Here is a 16,284-nt window from a genome sequence, read left to right as displayed (position 1 = left end):
CGACGGTTGATGCAGCGAGGAGCCAACAGGTGAGTGACGAAGAGGGTCCGTCCGTCGAGAAGACGAACAGCGAGGACTCGTCCCTCCCGGAACAGGAACTCGAGTCGGTCGAGGAACCTCAGGCGGTCGAAGAGACCGAGTCGGTCGAGGAACCCCAGTCGGTCGAGGAACCCGAGGCCCCTGAGGACACTGAGGCCGTTGTCGAGGCTGAATCAGTAGAACCTGAACCAGCCGAAGCACCAAGGCCTGTCGACGAAGAAGCAAGCGATTCCACGGAAGCGACAGTCGACGAATCGGCAAACGAGGTCACCACCGTCATCCCTGTCGTCCCCGCGGAGGACGCACCGCCGACGGAAGTAGTCAACTCGGCTCCGGCGACAGAAGCCATCGACGAGCAGACAGAGCAGTTCGAGCCCCCGGCAGTGGTGGTTCCCCCGAAGCCGCCGCGTCCCGAGTTCGTGCAGCAGTACGACACCCAGCAACTCGAACCCATCCAGCAGCAGTACGAGCCTGTTGTCCGAGAACCAGAGGTAGTTGCACCCCCGGCGCCGCAACAACCGGTGGCGCCCGCTTCGCAGTCTTCCCGCAAGTGGGTCAAACCGGCGATAGCAGTCGGCGCCATCTTTGCCGTCGCAGCGATTGCTTACGGAGTGGACATCTTCACCTCGTCCGGGAAGACACCACGCGGCACTCAGGTCGCCGGGGTGGACATCGGTGATCTCACGCCCGCCGACGCGGAAGCCACGCTGCGCGCCCAACTCGGCCCGAGGCTCGTCGAACCGGTAGCGGTACATGCAGGCGGCGTCGACTCCGAGATCGTTCCCGCGTCTGCGGGTGTGGACGTCGACTGGTCGGCGACGCTGTCGGGCGTGAACGCTCAGCCCATCAACCCGATCACCCGCATCACGTCGTTCTTCGGCTCCCGCGAGGTGCCCGTGGTGTCGGCAATCGACCAGGGTGCGTTGGATGCGTCGATGGCGCAGCTCGCGGCGAACAGCGATCGTGCGCCCGTCGAAGGTGCAGTCGTGTTCGAGAACGGGAAGGCGACTGGTGTTTCGCCCGCTGCCGGTCAGGCGCTCGAAACGCAGCAGGCGGGTTCGACCTTCGCCGCTGAATGGTCCGATGGTGGCGTCGTCGATCTTCCGGTCGACGAGGTTCCGGTGACGGTCACTCAGGCCGGTGTCGATCGTGCGCTGCAGGAGATCGCTATTCCAGCTGTCTCGGGTGACGTAGTGGTCAACGGCCGTGACGGCAAGGTCGCGACACTCGGCGTCGATCAGATCGGCGAGGTTCTGACCTTCACACCCGACGGCTCGGGTGGGCTGACTCCGCAGTACAACACGGATGCTGCGATCAAGATTCTGACTCCGCAGTTGGCGTCGACGGAAGTACAACCCAAGGACGCGTCGTTCACCTTCGCCGGTGGCAAACCGTCGGTTGTGCCCGGTGTCGTCGGTGATCTGATCAACTGGCCGGACACGGTCAAGGAACTTCCGGTTCTGTTGGGCAGCACGGCTTCTCGGGCAACGCCCGCCGTTTACGGACCGGTCCCGCCGGCGTTGACCACCGAAGCCGCGGAGGCCCTCGGCATCAACGAGGTGATCGGCGAATTCACTACCGGTGGTTTCGAATACGCGTCTGGTGTGAACATCGGCCTGGCCGCGTCGGAGATCGACGGGGCCGTGATCAAGCCCGGTGACACGTTCTCGCTCAACGAGTACACGGGCCCGCGCGGTGCGGCGCAGGGATACATCGAGTCGGGGATCATCAACAACGGTCGCCCGGACAAGGCTGTCGGCGGCGGTATCAGCCAGCTCGCGACGACGCTCTACAACGCGACGTATTTCGCAGGTATGGAGGACGTCGCGCACACCGAGCACAGTTACTACATCTCGCGGTACCCCGAGGCTCGTGAGGCGACCATCTTCGATGGTGCGATCGACCTGCAGTTCCGTAATCCGGCGAAGACCGGCGTGATGATCGAGACGATTGCGACGTCGTCGAACATCACAGTTCGGATCTGGGGAACCAAAACCGTCGATGTCACGTCGACGACCGGCCCGCGTACGTCGCCGACGTCGCCGAACACCGTGACGTTGCCGGAGGGGCCTGGTTGTGTGGCTTCGAGCGGTGCACCCGGGTTCACGGTCAGCGACACTCGCGTGATCACCGACCACGCGAGTGGCGCCGAGATTTCCTCGAACACCCGAACCGTCAAGTACGACCCGGTGCCGATCGTGAAGTGCGAGTAGGGGATTACTTGCCGACGAGTGGGCCGAGGGTGCGGCCCGCAAGGTCGACGATGCCTGGCTCTTCGCCGTTGGTGATCAGGTTGATCACGACGCCGTCGATGCCGTGGTCGAGGATGCGCGTCTGAACCTGCTCGGCGACGTCGTCCGGGCTGCCGACGAAATGGCGTTCGGTGGCCTTGGCGACCACGTCTTCCGGCGCCGTGGTGATGTCGAGGCCACGCTCCGCGAGAAACGTTCGCTGATGGGCGCGAGCCTTGTCGCCGTCCTCGTCGATCATCATGAACGTGAGGAAGCTGGTCTCGAGGGTTGCGGGATCGCGACCGGCTTCGTCGCAGCGTGCCGCAAGTGCTTCCATCTTGCGCGGCAGTTCCGACGGGTCGCAGATGATGTTGAGGTGATCCGCGAAGCGAGCGGCGAGGCCGAACGTCTTTTTCTCACCGCCACCGCCCAGCAGGATCGGCAGGTCGTCGCGGACGCGAGGCTCGTTGATGGCGTCCTTGACGTGGTACCACTTGCCGTCGAAGGTGGGGCGATCACCGCGGAGCATCGGCGCGATGATCTGCAGTGCTTCGTCGAGTTTCTGGAAGCGCTCGGTGAACGTTCCGAACTCGTATCCGAACGAATTGTGTTCGAGTTCGAACCAACCGGCGCCGATGCCCAGGATGGCCCGACCGCCGCTCACCACGTCGAGGGTGGTGACGGTCTTGGCGAGCATGGGCGGATTGCGGTAGGTGTTTCCCGTGACCAGTGCAGACAACTGGATGGTCTCGGTGGCCGTCGCCAGCGCGGAGAGCGCCGAGTAGGCCTCGAGCATCGGGGCGTCCGGCGCTCCGATTCCGGGGAGTTGGTAGAAGTGATCCATCACGAATGCAGTGTCGAAGCCTGCGGCTTCGGCTTCGCGGGCCTGCGCTATGACGGTGGGGAAGAGGTCCTTGACCGGACCGCCGTAGCTGAAGTTGGGCATCTGGTATCCGAGGCGAGTGCTCACCGTTTCGACGTTACTCGCGATCGGTTGACCTGGCACGATTTTACCAACTCTATGGATTCCGTTGTGCTGGGCAGACTTCCGGAAGTCAGAGAAGTTCTTCGGCCGCGTCGCGTCGCTTGGCGCGCTGCTGGTGAAGCTTTACGCCTAATGCGGCTGCCGTGGCGCCGAGGAGTGCGCCGACTCCAGCGCCGGCCCAAGTCGCGATTCCGTCGCCCGGATGAGCTACGAGTTGGGCGACGACGCCGATCAATGCGATCAGATAGACGGACCCAGCCACGAGAGATCGGGGTTGGAGACCCTTCATGCTTGCGTAGACGTCGACGTCATGGGCCTGCGCGTAGCGGAGCACCACCATCGAACAGACAAACCATCCGATGACCAGACCCAATGAAATCCATGCGCCGGTGCGTCCGGCAACCCACGGCAGAATTGCCGCTGCGATCAACGTGATCCAGTAGGCGAATTGGAACCCCACGGCCGAGGCTTCGTTCCAGACGTCGCGCTGACGCTCGTCCTTGTAGAAGTCGTCGTCCAGATCTCCGACGAACCGCATTGCCTTCATCATGGTGCTCATGCCGTCTCCTCTGGAATTTCTGTGGTGAGTTCCGATTCGGGTAAGGGGAAGAGCGCTTCGACGGTGGTCCCCAGCGCCAGGGCCAGGCGAAGTGCCAGGTACACACTCGGTGCATAGTCACCGCGTTCGACGGAGACGATGCTCTGTCTGCTCACCTGACCTGCCGTGGCCAGTTGCGCCTGGGTGAGGCCGGCGAGGCGTCGGTGCTCCCGCACGTTGTTGTCGCCGGCCTTTCCAGTCATGCAAAAAGTAAAGAATACTTGTCACTAGATGTCAAGTTTGCTTGTCATATGAGAGGCTGAAGAGCATGCGTGAACGATTTCTCGAGATCGCCCTGGCCAATCCGGTGGTCGCAACGATCGTGGATCGTGCGCCGAAGCTGGGATTGCCGGAGTGGTACCTGACGGCGGGTGGGCTCTTCCAAACCGTCTGGAATCACATCGACGGCCGTGATCTCGGCGCCGGAATCAAGGACTACGACCTGTTCTACTTCGACGCCGGCGATCTGAGCTACGACGCGGAGGACCGTGTGATTCGTTCGGCGGCAGAACTGTTCGCCGATGTGGATGCCGATGTCGAAGTACGCAACGAAGCCCGCGTGCACCTGTGGTACGAGCAGCATTTCGGGATTCCCGGCGTTCCGTTCACCAGTTGCCGCGACGCTGTCGACCACTTCGCTTCCACAACTTGCTGTTTCGGGATCACCAAGGGATCGGATGGGACCTTGGACGTGTATGCCCCGCATGGATACGACGATCTTTTCGACATGATCGTCCGCCCCAACCCGGTGCTGGCGCCGAGAGAGGTTTACGAGGCCAAGGCAGCACGGTGGCGCAGGGAATGGCCTGCGCTGACCGTGGAGCCTTGGCCGGAGACCCTCGCCTAGACTTCGATCGGCGGATGCAGCCTGTCCATGGTCCATTGCCGATTTCGGCGTGCAGCAAGTGAACTGGCGCCGAGTGAGGCGACGAGAAGGCCGCCGAGGACGGCGATCGAGACCCACAGTCTCGAGTCGATACCGCCGACGGTGAGCTGTCGTAGCCCGTTCACCGCGTAGGTCATCGGGTCGAAGGGGTGGATGATCTGGAACGGTTTCGCGGTGGTTTCGACGGGATAGATGCCGCCGGCCGAAACCAGTTGCAGCATCAGGAACGCCAGGGTGATGACGCGTCCGACGGAGACTCCGAAGATGGCGTTGAATGCCTGGATCAACGCCATGTACGTGGCAGTGATGAGCATCAGGAATCCGACGGTGCCGAGGGCGTGTGTGGGGTGCAGGCCGACGGCGAAGTGCACGACCAGGTACATCACGATCACCTGGCAGATGCCGATGAGCAATGCCGGCCAGTACGAGGCGAGGACCACTCGCAGCGCGCCGAGTCCGTTTGCGATGGGCCGGTTCTGGAGCGGCTTGAGCAGCATCCAGGTGATGATGCCGCCCACGAACAGCGCGAGGGGCAGGAAGAACGGAGCAAAACCGGTACCGAACGTGCTTGCCCGGTTCTCGTACGTCTCCTGTAGTTCGACCGGGCTGGAGAGGGTTTGAGCGGTTGCGGTTCGCTGCTGATCGCTCCAACTGGGGACCTGACCGGCGCCCTCGGTGAGTTTGGTCGCGAGTTCGGCAGACCCGGCACGGAGTTGCTCGGTGCCGTCTGCGAGTTTGGCTGCACCATCGGAGAGTTGAACGCTTCCGTCGGTGAGTTGAACCAGTCCACTACTGAGGGTTTGAGCGCCGTCGTTGACTTGCTGACCGCCGTCACGCAGCTGTACCAGGCCGTTGCGGAGTTCACCACCGCCGTTGGCCGCGGCGCTGAGCCCGGCTCGGAAGGTGCTCGACGGATCGTCGAGTTGGTAGGCGAGTTGTTGTGCACCGCTCTTGAGTTCGCCTAGTTGGCCCATGGTCGCTTCACCGAAACCCTGAGTGCGCAGTATGTCCTGGGCAGGCGCGAGGGCATTGGCGATCTGTTGGCTGACGGGATCCGGGTTAAGTCGAAGGCTGGCCACTGCCTGCCCGACCAGCTGTGCGACGTCTGCTTGTGTGTTCCCGAGGACACTCAGTTGGTCGACGACCTGGGTGACGCCACCACTGAGTTGGCTTGCGCCGTCGCCAAGTTGGACGGCTCCGAGATCGAGCTGCCCCAGACCGTCGGTCAGTGCGAGGACGCCGTCCGTGGCGGTGTTGATGCCAGTCGAGAGTTGCGCTGTACCGCCGGCAAGAGTGGCTGCACCGTCACGTGCGGTAACCATGTTGTCGGCCAGAGTTTTCGAGCCCGACGCCAATTCGCCGGCTCCGGCGTTGGCAGTGTTCACTCCGGCCGAGAGCTGGAGCGCTCCGTCGGCGGCCTGCTTCAAACCAGCACCCGCATCGGTCAATCCGACCAGAACTGTCTCGACGGACTGCGCGCCGATCTTGTCGCTGACCTGACTGAGGACCTGCTGGGCGGCGTTTTGGCCGATGATGGTGCCGAGGTAGTTGTTGACGTCGTTGAAGGTGAACTGCAACTGAGCTTTGTGGGGGTCCTTGGTCGTCGGGGAGGCGACGGCCTCGCTGAAATTCTCAGGCAATGTGAGAGAGAAGTAGTACGTGCCGTCCGAGACTCCCTGAGCGGCTTCCTGCTGCGAGACCAGGTGGAGATCGAGCTCACCGGAATCGAGCAGCGCTTGGCTTACCTCGTCGCCCGCGTTGAGCTCCTGACCCTTCACCATCGCGCCGCGGTCGGTGTTGACCAGCGCGACGGGGACCTTGTTGACCTCACCGAACGGATTCCAGAACGCCCACAGGTACATCGCGCCGTACAGCAGTGGCATCAAGATGATGGTGACGAGTGCGATCCTGGGCATCGCGCCGCGGGAGAACCGCTTGAGTTCGGTTCCGAGAGACATTCCAGCGAGCATCGCGGTTACCTCGCCCCTTCTTGGTCGGGATTGGTGACTTCTTGCAGCAGGGTGACGGCATCGATGGGTGATCCGTCTGGCAGCGGGTTGACAGTCGACGCGATGATGGTCTGGTAGCTCCCCATCTCGACGAGTCGCTCGACGAGGTACGCACGTTCGGAGTCGCGCCGCACTTGTTCGAGATCGTCGACGACAAGCAGGGCCGGCTTTTTCGTGTTCGCGACGGCGATACGCAGCAGGATCGCCTCGAGTTCCCCGAGATCGCTGACGTACCGGCCGAGCGCAGGTAACGGATGATCGCCGAAGACGGGAGCGCACACCGCTTCGAGTTCGCGGTCTCCGGCGCGTCCGATGAGCTTGTACCAGGGCGCATCCCAGCGAATTTGTTCGGTGATCAGATCGCGGACGGTGACGGATTCGGCAAGCTCGTCGATGTCCTCGAACCCGGCGACCCCGGCGATCTCGAAGATCTCGCGGGGACGCGTTCGACCGAAGACGGACAGTGAGCCGGAACTGGCTTTCATTCGTCCGCTGAGTGTCAGAAGTAAGGACGTACGTCCTGAACCGGCCGAGCCTTCGAGGATGGTCACACCGCCCGCACGAATCTCGAGATTGACGGGTCCGAACACCGGCCCCCATGGGCCGTCGAGCGCCAAGTCCGTGGCGGTCAATGCCAGGTCAGGGGCGTAATCGGGTTGTGCGTGCTCTGGTGCGACCACGATGATCACCTGTCTGTTGATCTACTCGGCCTGCGAAAGAACCGAGTGCTGGTTCAGTGGACGTTCGTGCTCACCCAATCACATCGGTAGCGGGCGAGCGGTCCCATGAATGGGATGTGTCGGACACGTTCGACAACTTGAAGACCGAACGGTATGTATTCTGTTGGAAACGGAACGGGGGAGTCGAGGTGCCGGTTCGTAGACGCGGTATGTGTGCGTTACTGGTCATGGCCACCCTGTCGGTTGTCTCCTGTGCCGGTGAGCGCGAGTCGCCCCCGTTCGTGTCGAGCGAGAGGCTTTTCGAGTTCACCGGTCGCAATGTCGGACCCGTGACCGTTCCGCCCTTGCCTTCCGATCGGCACGAGTCCGAAGCAGCGCCGTACGGAGCCATCACCCTGTCCGGTGGGTGGAGCGGCGCAGCCAATGTCTCGCTGCCCGGATCCGTCACGTGTTTCGAGCACAACTGGGCGGATTCGCTGCCCGCCGGTCACCGCCAGTGGGCCTACGAGGTGCACACCAGTTCCTTTTACGAGTACGACGGCGGCGGCGAGTATCCGGGACGTGATTTCCAGTTGCAGGTCTACGTGAACGAAAAACCGGAACCAGGTCAGCACGGGTCGGCGATCATGAAGTTCTCGGATCAGAGCGGACAGTTCGTGTCCTTCGGGGGCGGTGACGACAAGTCCATCGAAATCGTCAGTTCTCCGGACCGCAGGCGCGTGGCGCTTTCCCTGGTGGGAAGGGCGGCACGGCCCGGCGAACAACCGACGACGTCCGTACTGTCCGCACAGATCAGTTGTCCGACCGTCGAGCGCAGATGACCTCGGATTCCATGGACTGCTGAGCATGAAAATGCCGGCCCCGAAACGTTCTCGGGACCGGCACTTTTCATGAATCAGGAACGAATCAGAATGCGGCTTCGTCGATCTCCATGATGTCGTTCTCGGTGTTCGCGATGATCTCGCGTGAAGCGGTGAGCTCGGGCAGGACGTTCTTGGCGAAGAAGGAAGCGATGGCGACCTTGCCCTCGTAGAAGCCCTTGTCCTTGTCGGAAGCGCCGTTGTCGAGTGCTGCGAGAGCGATCTCGGACTGGCGGAGCAGCTGCCAGCCGATGAGCAGGTCGCCGACGGACATCAGGAAGCGGACGGAGCCGAGGCCGACCTTGTACAGCTCGGTGGGCTGCTCCTGAGCTCCCATGAGGAAGCCGGTGAGCGTGGCGGCCATGGCCTGGACGTCTTCGAGTGCGGTGGCGAGCAGTGCGCGCTCCGCCTTCAGACGACCGTTGCCGGCTTCGCTGTCGATGAAGGTCTTGATCTGTCCGGCAACGTGAGCGAGCGCGACGCCGCGGTCACGAGCGATCTTGCGGAAGAAGAAGTCCTGAGCCTGGATGGCCGTCGTGCCTTCGTACAGCGAGTCGATCTTGGAGTCGCGGATGTACTGCTCGATCGGGTAGTCCTGCAGGAAGCCGGAGCCACCGAGGGTCTGCAGGCTGTCCGTCAGGTACTGGTACGCACGCTCGGAGCCGACGCCCTTGACGATCGGGAGCAGCAGGTCGTTGACGCGGAACGCGGTGTCCTTGTCTGCGCCCGAGACGAGCTGGGCGACAACCTCGTCCTGGTGAGCTGCGGTGTAGAGGTACACCGCGCGCAGGCCTTCGGCGTATGCCTTCTGCATTGCCAGGCTACGACGCACGTCGGGGTGGTGCGTGATGGTCACGCGCGGTGCTGCCTTGTTGGTCATCTGGGTCAGGTCTGCGCCCTGCACGCGCTGCTTGGCGTAATCGAGAGCGTTGAGGTAACCGGTGGAGAGGGTGGCGATTGCCTTGGTGCCGACCATCATTCGAGCGTGCTCGATGACGTCGAACATCTGGGCGATGCCGTTGTGGACCTCGCCGACCAGCCAGCCCTGTGCGGGGATGCCGTGGCCGCCGAAGGTGACCTCACACGTGGCGGAGACCTTCAGGCCCATCTTGTGCTCGACGTTGGTGACGAAGACACCGTTACGCTCGCCGAACTCTTCGGTCTCGAAGTTGAAGTGCGTCTTCGGGACGAAGAACAGGCTCAGGCCCTTGGTGCCCGGTCCGGCGCCTTCGGGGCGAGCGAGAACGAGGTGGAAGATGTTCTCGAACAGGTCGTCCGAGTCGGCCGAGGTGATGAAGCGCTTGACGCCCTCGATGTGCCAGGAGCCGTCGTCCTGCTTGATCGCCTTGGTGCGTCCGGCACCGACGTCGGAGCCGGCGTCGGGCTCGGTGAGGACCATCGTGGCGCCCCATCCGCGTTCGACGATGGTGGCTGCCCACTTCTTCTGCTCTTCGGTGCCGTTGTTGAACAGCACGTCCGCGAAGGCGGGTCCGGCCTGGTACATGTGCGCTGCAGGCTGTGCGCCCAGGATCAGCTCACCGATGGCCCACACGACGGATCGGGGAACCGGCACGCCGCCGACCTCTTCGCTCAATCCCATGCGGTACCACTCGGCATCCCACAGAGCCTTGAACGACTTCTTGAAGGATTCCGGAAGTGCAACGGTGTGCGTCTCGGGATCGAAGACAGGGGGATTGCGGTCCGCATCGGCGAAAGATTCGCCAAGCGGTCCCTCGGCCAGGCGTGCGACCTCTGCCAGCATGTTGCGGACAGTGTCGGCATCCAGGTCGCCCCAAGCGCCTTCGCTCAGTGGCTTCTCCAGTCCGAGAACCTCGAAGAGGTTGAACTCCAGGTCCCGAACGTTGCTCTTGTAATGGCCCATGTCTTCTGCTTCTCCCAGTGAGGTGGTGCGGTCCAGCACTCCTAGTACCGCCCGAAGTTTATTACTCGTCGGTAACTTAATACATGTTACTAGCCGTTCTTTGCATTGCCAACACCGGATTTGCGTCCGATGACAAGCGCGTCGACCGCGATTCCCGTTTCGGTGTGCCTGTGAGGATTTCCGGCGATCTCGAACTCGAGCTTTCCGCGGAACTCCTGCATCAATTCTTCTGGTGTGTAAAGGATTTCGGGATCTTGCGGCCCGCCGACGCCGTAGTCGATGTTGCTTCGGTCGTGACCCAAAATCATGAGGATTCCGTCAGGTTTCAGAGAATTTATGGCACGGTTCACAACCAGGGTGCGTTGTGGTGCGGGCAGATGAAGGTAAAGAAGCAGGGCCAAGTCGTATCCCTGCTCGTTCCTCGAGGCGTAATCCGCGACGGTGACGTCGCCGCATCGGTAGTCGAGCCGGTCGAGAACCGATCGGGGTGAGCGGGCCGCGATCGTGCGGGCTTTCTCGATCGCGACGGCCGAGTAGTCGATGCCGGTGACCTCCCAACCGCGAGTCGCGAGCCACAACGCGTTACGGCCCTCGCCGCACGCCAGGTCCAGTGCCTGGCCGTGGGGGAGGGCCGTCGCGTATTCCACCAGCAATTCGTTGGGAGGAGCGCCCCAGACGAGCTCGGTTTCTTCGTACTTCTTGTCCCAGGCCGCCGCATCCATAGATGACGACGGTAGTGCCACTCAGTGGTTACGCACTCCGTCCATCGGGTTCTTGCGTAGAGCGGCGCGCGTCGGGATCGCGATGGAGACAAATCCCAGAACAGCGGTCACCGCGACGATGGAACCGTAGATCGCCGGTGAAATCGCCGGGATCGGCTGCCCGGACACCGCTACGGCAATGCCCATCAGAGGCGGCAGGGCGATCAGTGATCCGACCACGATGGCGATTCCCACCACCATCAACGACTCGATGCGCATCATTGCTCGGACCTGCCTCGTCCGCGAGCCCACCAGTTGAAGGAGCGCGAACTCGCGGGAACGCTCGGCAGTGGCGGCGACCAGGGTGTTCACGACTGCGACTGCGAGATAGCCGAGCAGGACGAGGACGGCGAGGATGCTGACCCACGACTGCATACGACGCTGATCTTCGCCCGCGGCCCCGAACTGGTCCTGGTTCATCGCGGCGATCGAGGGGAACGAGCGCAACGACTGCTGGACTTCGGCCGACCGTCCGGGTTCGGCAGCAACCAGAACGGTGTCGATCAGAGCGTCGGTGGAGTGCTGACGCAAAGTCTCGATCGGCATGGTCACGTCCCCGAATCCGAGGCCGCGACCATATTTTGCGACGACCATGGGATGTACCAGTGTTCCGTCACCCAGATAGAGGTCGACGCGCTGGCCTACCTTGGCTCCGAGGGTGAAGGCGCCGTCTTCGCTCACGGCAACGGTATCGCCGGTCAGAGCGCTGAGGTCGCCCTCGGTCACCGCGAGATCGAGGGTCGCGTCGGCGCTGGCGGCGTCGATGCCCTGGGCCGCGATCGCGCTGTCGGCTGAGCCGCCTTCCTCACCGCTGGGTACCGGGAGGACTTGACTGCGGACCACCGGGTTTGCCGCACTCACTCCGGGCACCGATGCGATCGACTCGAGGAGCGAGGGAGCGATACCGGCTGGTGCGCCGACGATCAGGTCGGCGGTGACGCCCTTGATCGACTGGTTGGTCGCCTCGGCGGCGACGGTGCTCTGGCTGAAGAACTGCACCGAGCCGAGCGCGATTGCGAGAGCCAACGGAACAACCGCCGACGAGAGCCGTCTCGAATTGGATTCGGCGTTGGCGGCAGCGAGAACTTTGGACGCCGACCCACTGCGGCGCAGCGGACCGCCGATCACCTTGATGATGCCGCGCACCAACAAGGGGCCGAGCAGCGCGACCGAGAAGATCAACAACAGTGCGCTCGAACCGGCTCCAGCGGCCGCCACGCTGCCGGGCAGGAAAGCAGGGAGGACGCAGGCGCTGAGGCCGGCGGCGCCGAAGATCAGCCCGGTGACGATGCGTCCGCGGCTCAGTTTCGCCGGGCCGCTTTCGGATTCGCGAAGCGCTTCGACGGGGTCGAGCTTCGCCGGTCGTCGTGCCGCGATCGCCGCTGCCGCGCGGGCAGTGAGTACGCAGATCAGGAAAGCTGCGATCGCCGGAAGCGGGCTGTAGGCCAGCGCGAAATCGGTGGGCATGACCCCGGCGTCGGCGAACTGTGCGCCCAGCACTCGGGCGAGCAGGTATCCGGGCACCGCGCCGAGAGCTGCCGCCGCAGCAGCAACGAGCAGCACTTCACGTCCGATCATGACGTGCACTTGCCGCGTGGTGGCCCCGATTGCCCGCAACAGAGCGAACTCTCGGCGCCTGGCGTTGATCGAGAGCGACAGCGTGCTGGAAACGACGAACATACTGACCATCAACGCGAGACCGGCAAACGACGCGCAGAGCACGATCAACTGCGTCCGCGCAGCACCGGCGTCGAGGAATTCGATGCCTCCGCGTGCAGTGCCGGTCGAGACCTCCGCACCGGTTCCGGCGAGTGCATCGCGGGCGAGAGCGGCAGCATCCACGCCTTCGGGAGCGATCAATCCGACTGCGGTGACAGCGTTCTGGTGCGGCCACAACCGTTCGGCCTCTGCGTCGTCGAGGAAGACGAGTGCCGGACGGTCGGGTGACGGCACCGAAGCCGAATCAGCTGTGCCGACGACGGTGTACTCGTCCGTTACCGCGCCGTGAGCCAGCGTGATTCGCTCGCCGAGCGCGGCGCCCGTGGTCGAGACCACCTCGTCGCGGCTCTGCGGAGCGCGCCCCTCGGTGAGCGAGTACGGCGCCAATTGTGCTGTGTTCCAAGGATGTGCATCGAGTACGACGCCCTCGGCCGTGCTGACCGGGACGGAGATGTCGGGAACCACCGTGACATCGAGTGTGTCGAGCTTGCGGACCGTATCGTCGTCGAGGAGAACTCGCTCGGCAAAAGGCTGATCGGCGTCTTCCTTGACCTCGAGCGCCTGTGGTGCACTCACGACGGCGTCGGCACCGGCGTAGAGATGTGGTGAGACACCGCCCCGCACTCCCGATTCCAGCAGCACACCCAGACCGCAGGTGAGGAGCGCTGCACAGAATACGGAGACGAACACGGCGACGAAACCGGAGCGATGCGCTTTCAGGTGCGCAAAGGTGTGCGCTTTCATCATCACCAGTCCCCGAGGTGCGTCATGCGCTCGGCGATCTGCTGCGGGGTCGGGCGGTCGATGTGCCCGACAAGTTTCCCGTCGGCGAGGAACAGCACACGATCGGCGTACGACGCGGCCACCGGGTCGTGCGTGACCATGACGATGGTCTGGTCGAACTCGGCGGCTGTCCGGCGCAACAACTCCAGAACCTGCTTGGCGCTACGGGAGTCGAGGGCGCCGGTCGGTTCGTCGGCAAAGAGTGCGTCGGGGTGGGTGACGAGGGCGCGTGCGATGGCGACGCGTTGCTGCTGACCGCCGGACAACTCGGAGGGTTTGCGCTTTCGGTGTGATCCGAGTCCGACGGATTCGAGGACGAAGGTCAGGTACTGCTTGTCGGCTCGTCGCCCGGCGAGGAGTAGGGGGAGCGTGACGTTCTGCTCGACGTCGAGAGCGCCGAGCAGGTTGTAGGCCTGGAAGACGAAACCGATGTGATCGCGACGGAAGATGCTGCGGGCCTTCGGCTTCAGCTGTGAAATTTCGGTATCGCCCAGCCACACCGATCCGCCGCTCGGTCGGTCGAGCCCGGCGGCGCAGTGCAGGAAAGTGCTCTTGCCCGAGCCGGACGGGCCCATCACTGCGGTGAAGGTGCTGCGCGGCAGAGTGAGGCTGACGTTGTCGAGGGCGGTCACGGCGCCGCGGCCGTTGCCGTAGACCTTGCTGACCCCTTCTAGTCGCACGGCAGATGTTCGAGCTCCCGTGGCACCAGGGGCCGGCGAGGCGAGGACCGAGTGTCGATTCTTCATGGGAAGAACGCTATGGAGATTCGGCATTCGTCGACATCCAGCAGAGTCCCGAATCAATGGTGTAGCCAGCTGTAGTGGATCGTGCGGTGTGGTGCGGCATGCTGGGGCAGTGAAGAAGAGAACCAGGGCTGCGGTGTACGTGCTCGTCGAGGGTGCGGCAGCTGTTGTTTCCCTGTTCTTGCTGATGGTCGGTCTCATTCTGTTGTCGCTCTCGATTCTGATCGTCGGCTGGTTGCTGTTGCCGTCGTACGTGCGAGTGCTCCGGTGGTGGGCCGGCCTGGCTCGCAAACGCACCGCTGCGTACACCGGACGCCCTGTTCTGCAGCGATACCCACCGATGCCCAGCAATCCGACATTCGGGGACTGGAGCCGGTTCCTCACCGATCAGTCGACGAGGCGCGACGCGGCCTGGTTGTCGATTCATGGTCTGGGTGCTTTCGTCGCGGCGATGCTGACCATTGCTCTGCCACTCGGTGCGCTCAATGCGATTGCCGTCCCGCTGTACTGGCAGCAGATGCCCGCGGGCGAACCCGTCAACAACCCGTACCCCGTGACGTCGTGGCTGGGCGCTGCCGGAATGCCGTTGATCGGCATCCTGTACTTCCTGATCGCGTGGTGGTTGATCCCCGCGATGGCGAAATGGATCAGCTGGTCGACCACGACTTTGCTTGCGCCGGATACGCGTTCGGACCTCTCGAAGCGCGTCACCGCCCTGACGGCCAGCCGCGCTGCGGCGCTCGACGCGCATTCGGCCGAACTCAAGCGCATCGAGCGGGATCTGCACGACGGAGCGCAGAACCGTCTGGTCGCGGTGGTGATGATGTTGGGGATGGCCGAGCGGTCGTTGCAGAACAATCCGGACCAGGCTCTGCCACAACTGCATCGGGCCCAGGATGCGGCCACCGAGGCGTTGAGCGAACTCCGGACGTTGGTGCACGACATCTACCCGCCGATCCTCGACGAGTTGGGTCTGGAGGGCGCGATCTCGGCGCTCGCCGGGCGCTCCGCCGTGCCCTGCGTACTCGAGATCGACGAGCTCCGCCGTGCCCCGGCTGCCGTCGAGGCTGCTGCGTACTTCGTCGTCGCCGAGGCCTTGACCAACGTCGCAAAACACAGCGGAGCCCGCAGGGTCACCGTCACGGCACGGACGGAGACGTCGGACGACTCGTCGGGTGAGACGATGCTCATCGACGTGATCGACGACGGTCACGGCGGCGCGAACGAACGCCCGGGCGGCGGCGTGGCGGGTATTCGACGCCGGGTCGAGGCTTTCGAAGGAACCGCAGTATTGGAGAGCCCGGAGGGTGGACCGACAACGATGAGGGTGGAACTACCGTGCGGATTCTGATTGCCGAGGACGACGCTCTCCTGCGAGAGGGGCTGGCCCTGCTGCTCCGTGGAGAGGGCTTCGAGGTGTCTGCCGTCTCCGACGCCGCACAGTTCCTCACGGTGTTCGAGGAGACAACCCCCGACGCCGCGGTGCTCGACGTCCGGATGCCTCCTACTTTCACCAACGAGGGACTTCGAGCGGCGATCGAGGTGCGCAAGCTTCGCCCGGGCTTTCCCGTCCTGGTCCTTTCCGCTTACGTCGAGGATCGCTACGCCGGTGAATTGTTGGCAGGAGGCGCCGGCGGGGTCGGGTACCTGCTCAAGGAACGAGTCGGGAAGGTAGCCGAGTTCGTCGACGCATTGAACCGGGTCGTCGACGGTGGAACCGTGATGGATCCCGAGGTCGTATCCCAATTGATGAGCCGTCGACGCGCCGACGATCCGATCAGATCGCTGACTCCACGCGAGTCCGAAGTTCTCGGACTGATGGCGGAGGGGTTGGGAAATCAGGAAATCGCCAGGAAACTGGTCGTCAGCGACACCGCTGTGAGCAAGCACATAGGAAATATCTTCGCAAAACTCGGCCTGTCGGCTTCCGAAAGCGGGCATCGTCGTGTTTTGGCAGTTCTAGCTCATTTGCGCGCCTGATCATGGATCTGGACTACATACCTGACCGAAGCGTAATGTGAGCCAGCCTCATGTTGTTGCCGTGATCGAACGGTGACCTGAGAGGCAGGGGCTTATGTCCTGTACGTAACGTGTGATGTCGAATGCGC

14 protein-coding genes are annotated in these 16,284 nt (G+C 63.4%); 5 read left to right on the top strand and 9 right to left on the bottom strand.

From position 1 onward, the window contains the following. Positions 1 to 29: 29 nt before the first annotated feature. Positions 30 to 2,252, top strand: coding sequence for a VanW family protein (locus PCS43_RS04035; protein WP_042452579.1), 2,223 nt, complete (start codon positions 30 to 32; stop codon positions 2,250 to 2,252). Between the two features lie 4 nt (positions 2,253 to 2,256). On the opposite strand, the gene PCS43_RS04030 is transcribed toward PCS43_RS04035, so the two are convergent. From PCS43_RS04030 to PCS43_RS04020, 3 genes are all read right to left on the bottom strand, one after another. After that, positions 2,257 to 3,240 carry an LLM class F420-dependent oxidoreductase gene (locus tag PCS43_RS04030; protein WP_007734562.1) on the bottom strand — a complete coding sequence of 328 codons (984 nt, stop codon included), beginning with the start codon at positions 3,238 to 3,240 and terminating at the stop codon, positions 2,257 to 2,259. An 85-nt stretch (positions 3,241 to 3,325) separates the two neighbouring features. Continuing rightward, on the bottom strand, positions 3,326 to 3,814 hold the full coding sequence (locus PCS43_RS04025) for a hypothetical protein (RefSeq protein WP_054187986.1): 489 nt from the start codon (positions 3,812 to 3,814) through the stop codon (positions 3,326 to 3,328). Continuing rightward, positions 3,811 to 4,056 (bottom strand): helix-turn-helix transcriptional regulator, encoded by a 246-nt coding sequence (locus tag PCS43_RS04020; RefSeq protein WP_007734566.1) that lies wholly within the window; start codon positions 4,054 to 4,056, stop codon positions 3,811 to 3,813. Before PCS43_RS04020 ends, PCS43_RS04025 begins: the two co-directional genes overlap by 4 nt. A gap of 65 nt (positions 4,057 to 4,121) precedes the next feature. Between PCS43_RS04020 and PCS43_RS04015 the strand changes: the two genes are divergently transcribed. Beyond that, positions 4,122 to 4,700 carry a nucleotidyltransferase family protein gene (locus tag PCS43_RS04015; protein ID WP_007734569.1) on the top strand — a complete coding sequence of 193 codons (579 nt, stop codon included), beginning with the start codon at positions 4,122 to 4,124 and terminating at the stop codon, positions 4,698 to 4,700. Here PCS43_RS04015 and PCS43_RS04010 read toward each other — a convergent pair. Continuing rightward, entirely contained in the window at positions 4,697 to 6,709 is a 2,013-nt protein-coding gene (locus tag PCS43_RS04010; RefSeq protein ID WP_209911505.1) for a YhgE/Pip domain-containing protein, read from the bottom strand. The genes PCS43_RS04015 and PCS43_RS04010 overlap by 4 nt on opposite strands. Positions 6,710 to 6,714: 5 nt before the next feature. Then, positions 6,715 to 7,437, bottom strand: a complete 723-nt coding sequence (locus PCS43_RS04005; protein ID WP_007734574.1) for an ATP-binding cassette domain-containing protein — start codon at positions 7,435 to 7,437, stop codon at positions 6,715 to 6,717. A 179-nt stretch (positions 7,438 to 7,616) separates the two neighbouring features. Here PCS43_RS04005 and PCS43_RS04000 point away from each other — a divergent pair, with 179 nt between their 5' ends. Continuing rightward, positions 7,617 to 8,249, top strand: a complete 633-nt coding sequence (locus PCS43_RS04000; RefSeq protein WP_230359540.1) for a hypothetical protein — start codon at positions 7,617 to 7,619, stop codon at positions 8,247 to 8,249. A gap of 85 nt (positions 8,250 to 8,334) precedes the next feature. Here the strand turns inward: PCS43_RS04000 and PCS43_RS03995 are convergent, their stop codons facing one another. The 4 genes from PCS43_RS03995 to PCS43_RS03980 all read right to left on the bottom strand — a co-directional run bounded on the left by PCS43_RS03995 (position 8,335) and on the right by PCS43_RS03980 (position 14,179). Beyond that, a complete protein-coding gene (locus PCS43_RS03995) occupies positions 8,335 to 10,170 on the bottom strand; it encodes an acyl-CoA dehydrogenase (RefSeq protein ID WP_007734578.1) in 1,836 nt (611 codons plus the stop codon). Positions 10,171 to 10,259: 89 nt separating this feature from the next. Then, positions 10,260 to 10,892 (bottom strand): class I SAM-dependent methyltransferase, encoded by a 633-nt coding sequence (locus PCS43_RS03990; protein WP_058039137.1) that lies wholly within the window; start codon positions 10,890 to 10,892, stop codon positions 10,260 to 10,262. Positions 10,893 to 10,913: 21 nt separating this feature from the next. Further along, on the bottom strand, positions 10,914 to 13,397 hold the full coding sequence (locus PCS43_RS03985) for an FtsX-like permease family protein (RefSeq protein WP_076948600.1): 2,484 nt from the start codon (positions 13,395 to 13,397) through the stop codon (positions 10,914 to 10,916). Further along, positions 13,397 to 14,179, bottom strand: a complete 783-nt coding sequence (locus tag PCS43_RS03980; protein WP_047269551.1) for an ABC transporter ATP-binding protein — start codon at positions 14,177 to 14,179, stop codon at positions 13,397 to 13,399. The genes PCS43_RS03985 and PCS43_RS03980 overlap by 1 nt, the downstream gene beginning before the upstream one ends. A gap of 109 nt (positions 14,180 to 14,288) precedes the next feature. On the opposite strand from PCS43_RS03980, the gene PCS43_RS03975 reads away from it, so the two are divergent. Then, positions 14,289 to 15,527: a sensor histidine kinase gene (locus tag PCS43_RS03975; RefSeq protein WP_179090776.1), complete on the top strand. Its 1,239-nt coding sequence runs from the start codon at positions 14,289 to 14,291 to the stop codon at positions 15,525 to 15,527. Further along, on the top strand, positions 15,515 to 16,156 hold the full coding sequence (locus PCS43_RS03970) for a response regulator transcription factor (RefSeq protein WP_042452561.1): 642 nt from the start codon (positions 15,515 to 15,517) through the stop codon (positions 16,154 to 16,156). Before PCS43_RS03975 ends, PCS43_RS03970 begins: the two co-directional genes overlap by 13 nt. The last annotated feature ends 128 nt before the right edge of the window (positions 16,157 to 16,284 follow it).

It is taken from the genome of Rhodococcus sp. C-2, from assembly GCF_027854095.1.
Classification (GTDB): Bacteria; Actinomycetota; Actinomycetes; order Mycobacteriales; family Mycobacteriaceae; genus Rhodococcus_F; species Rhodococcus_F qingshengii.
This window is presented reverse-complemented; position numbering and strand designations above follow the sequence as displayed.

Coding starts and splice junctions, on each gene's coding strand:
- PCS43_RS04025 (WP_054187986.1), bottom strand. CDS start 3,814: ATGAGCACCATGATGAAGGCAATGCGGTTCGTCGGAGATCTGGACGAC.
- PCS43_RS04020 (WP_007734566.1), bottom strand. CDS start 4,056: ATGACTGGAAAGGCCGGCGACAACAACGTGCGGGAGCACCGACGCCTC.
- PCS43_RS04015 (WP_007734569.1), top strand. CDS start 4,122: ATGCGTGAACGATTTCTCGAGATCGCCCTGGCCAATCCGGTGGTCGCA.
- PCS43_RS04010 (WP_209911505.1), bottom strand. CDS start 6,709: ATGCTCGCTGGAATGTCTCTCGGAACCGAACTCAAGCGGTTCTCCCGC.
- PCS43_RS03995 (WP_007734578.1), bottom strand. CDS start 10,170: ATGGGCCATTACAAGAGCAACGTTCGGGACCTGGAGTTCAACCTCTTC.
- PCS43_RS03990 (WP_058039137.1), bottom strand. CDS start 10,892: ATGGATGCGGCGGCCTGGGACAAGAAGTACGAAGAAACCGAGCTCGTC.
- PCS43_RS03985 (WP_076948600.1), bottom strand. CDS start 13,397: ATGATGAAAGCGCACACCTTTGCGCACCTGAAAGCGCATCGCTCCGGT.
- PCS43_RS03980 (WP_047269551.1), bottom strand. CDS start 14,179: ATGAAGAATCGACACTCGGTCCTCGCCTCGCCGGCCCCTGGTGCCACG.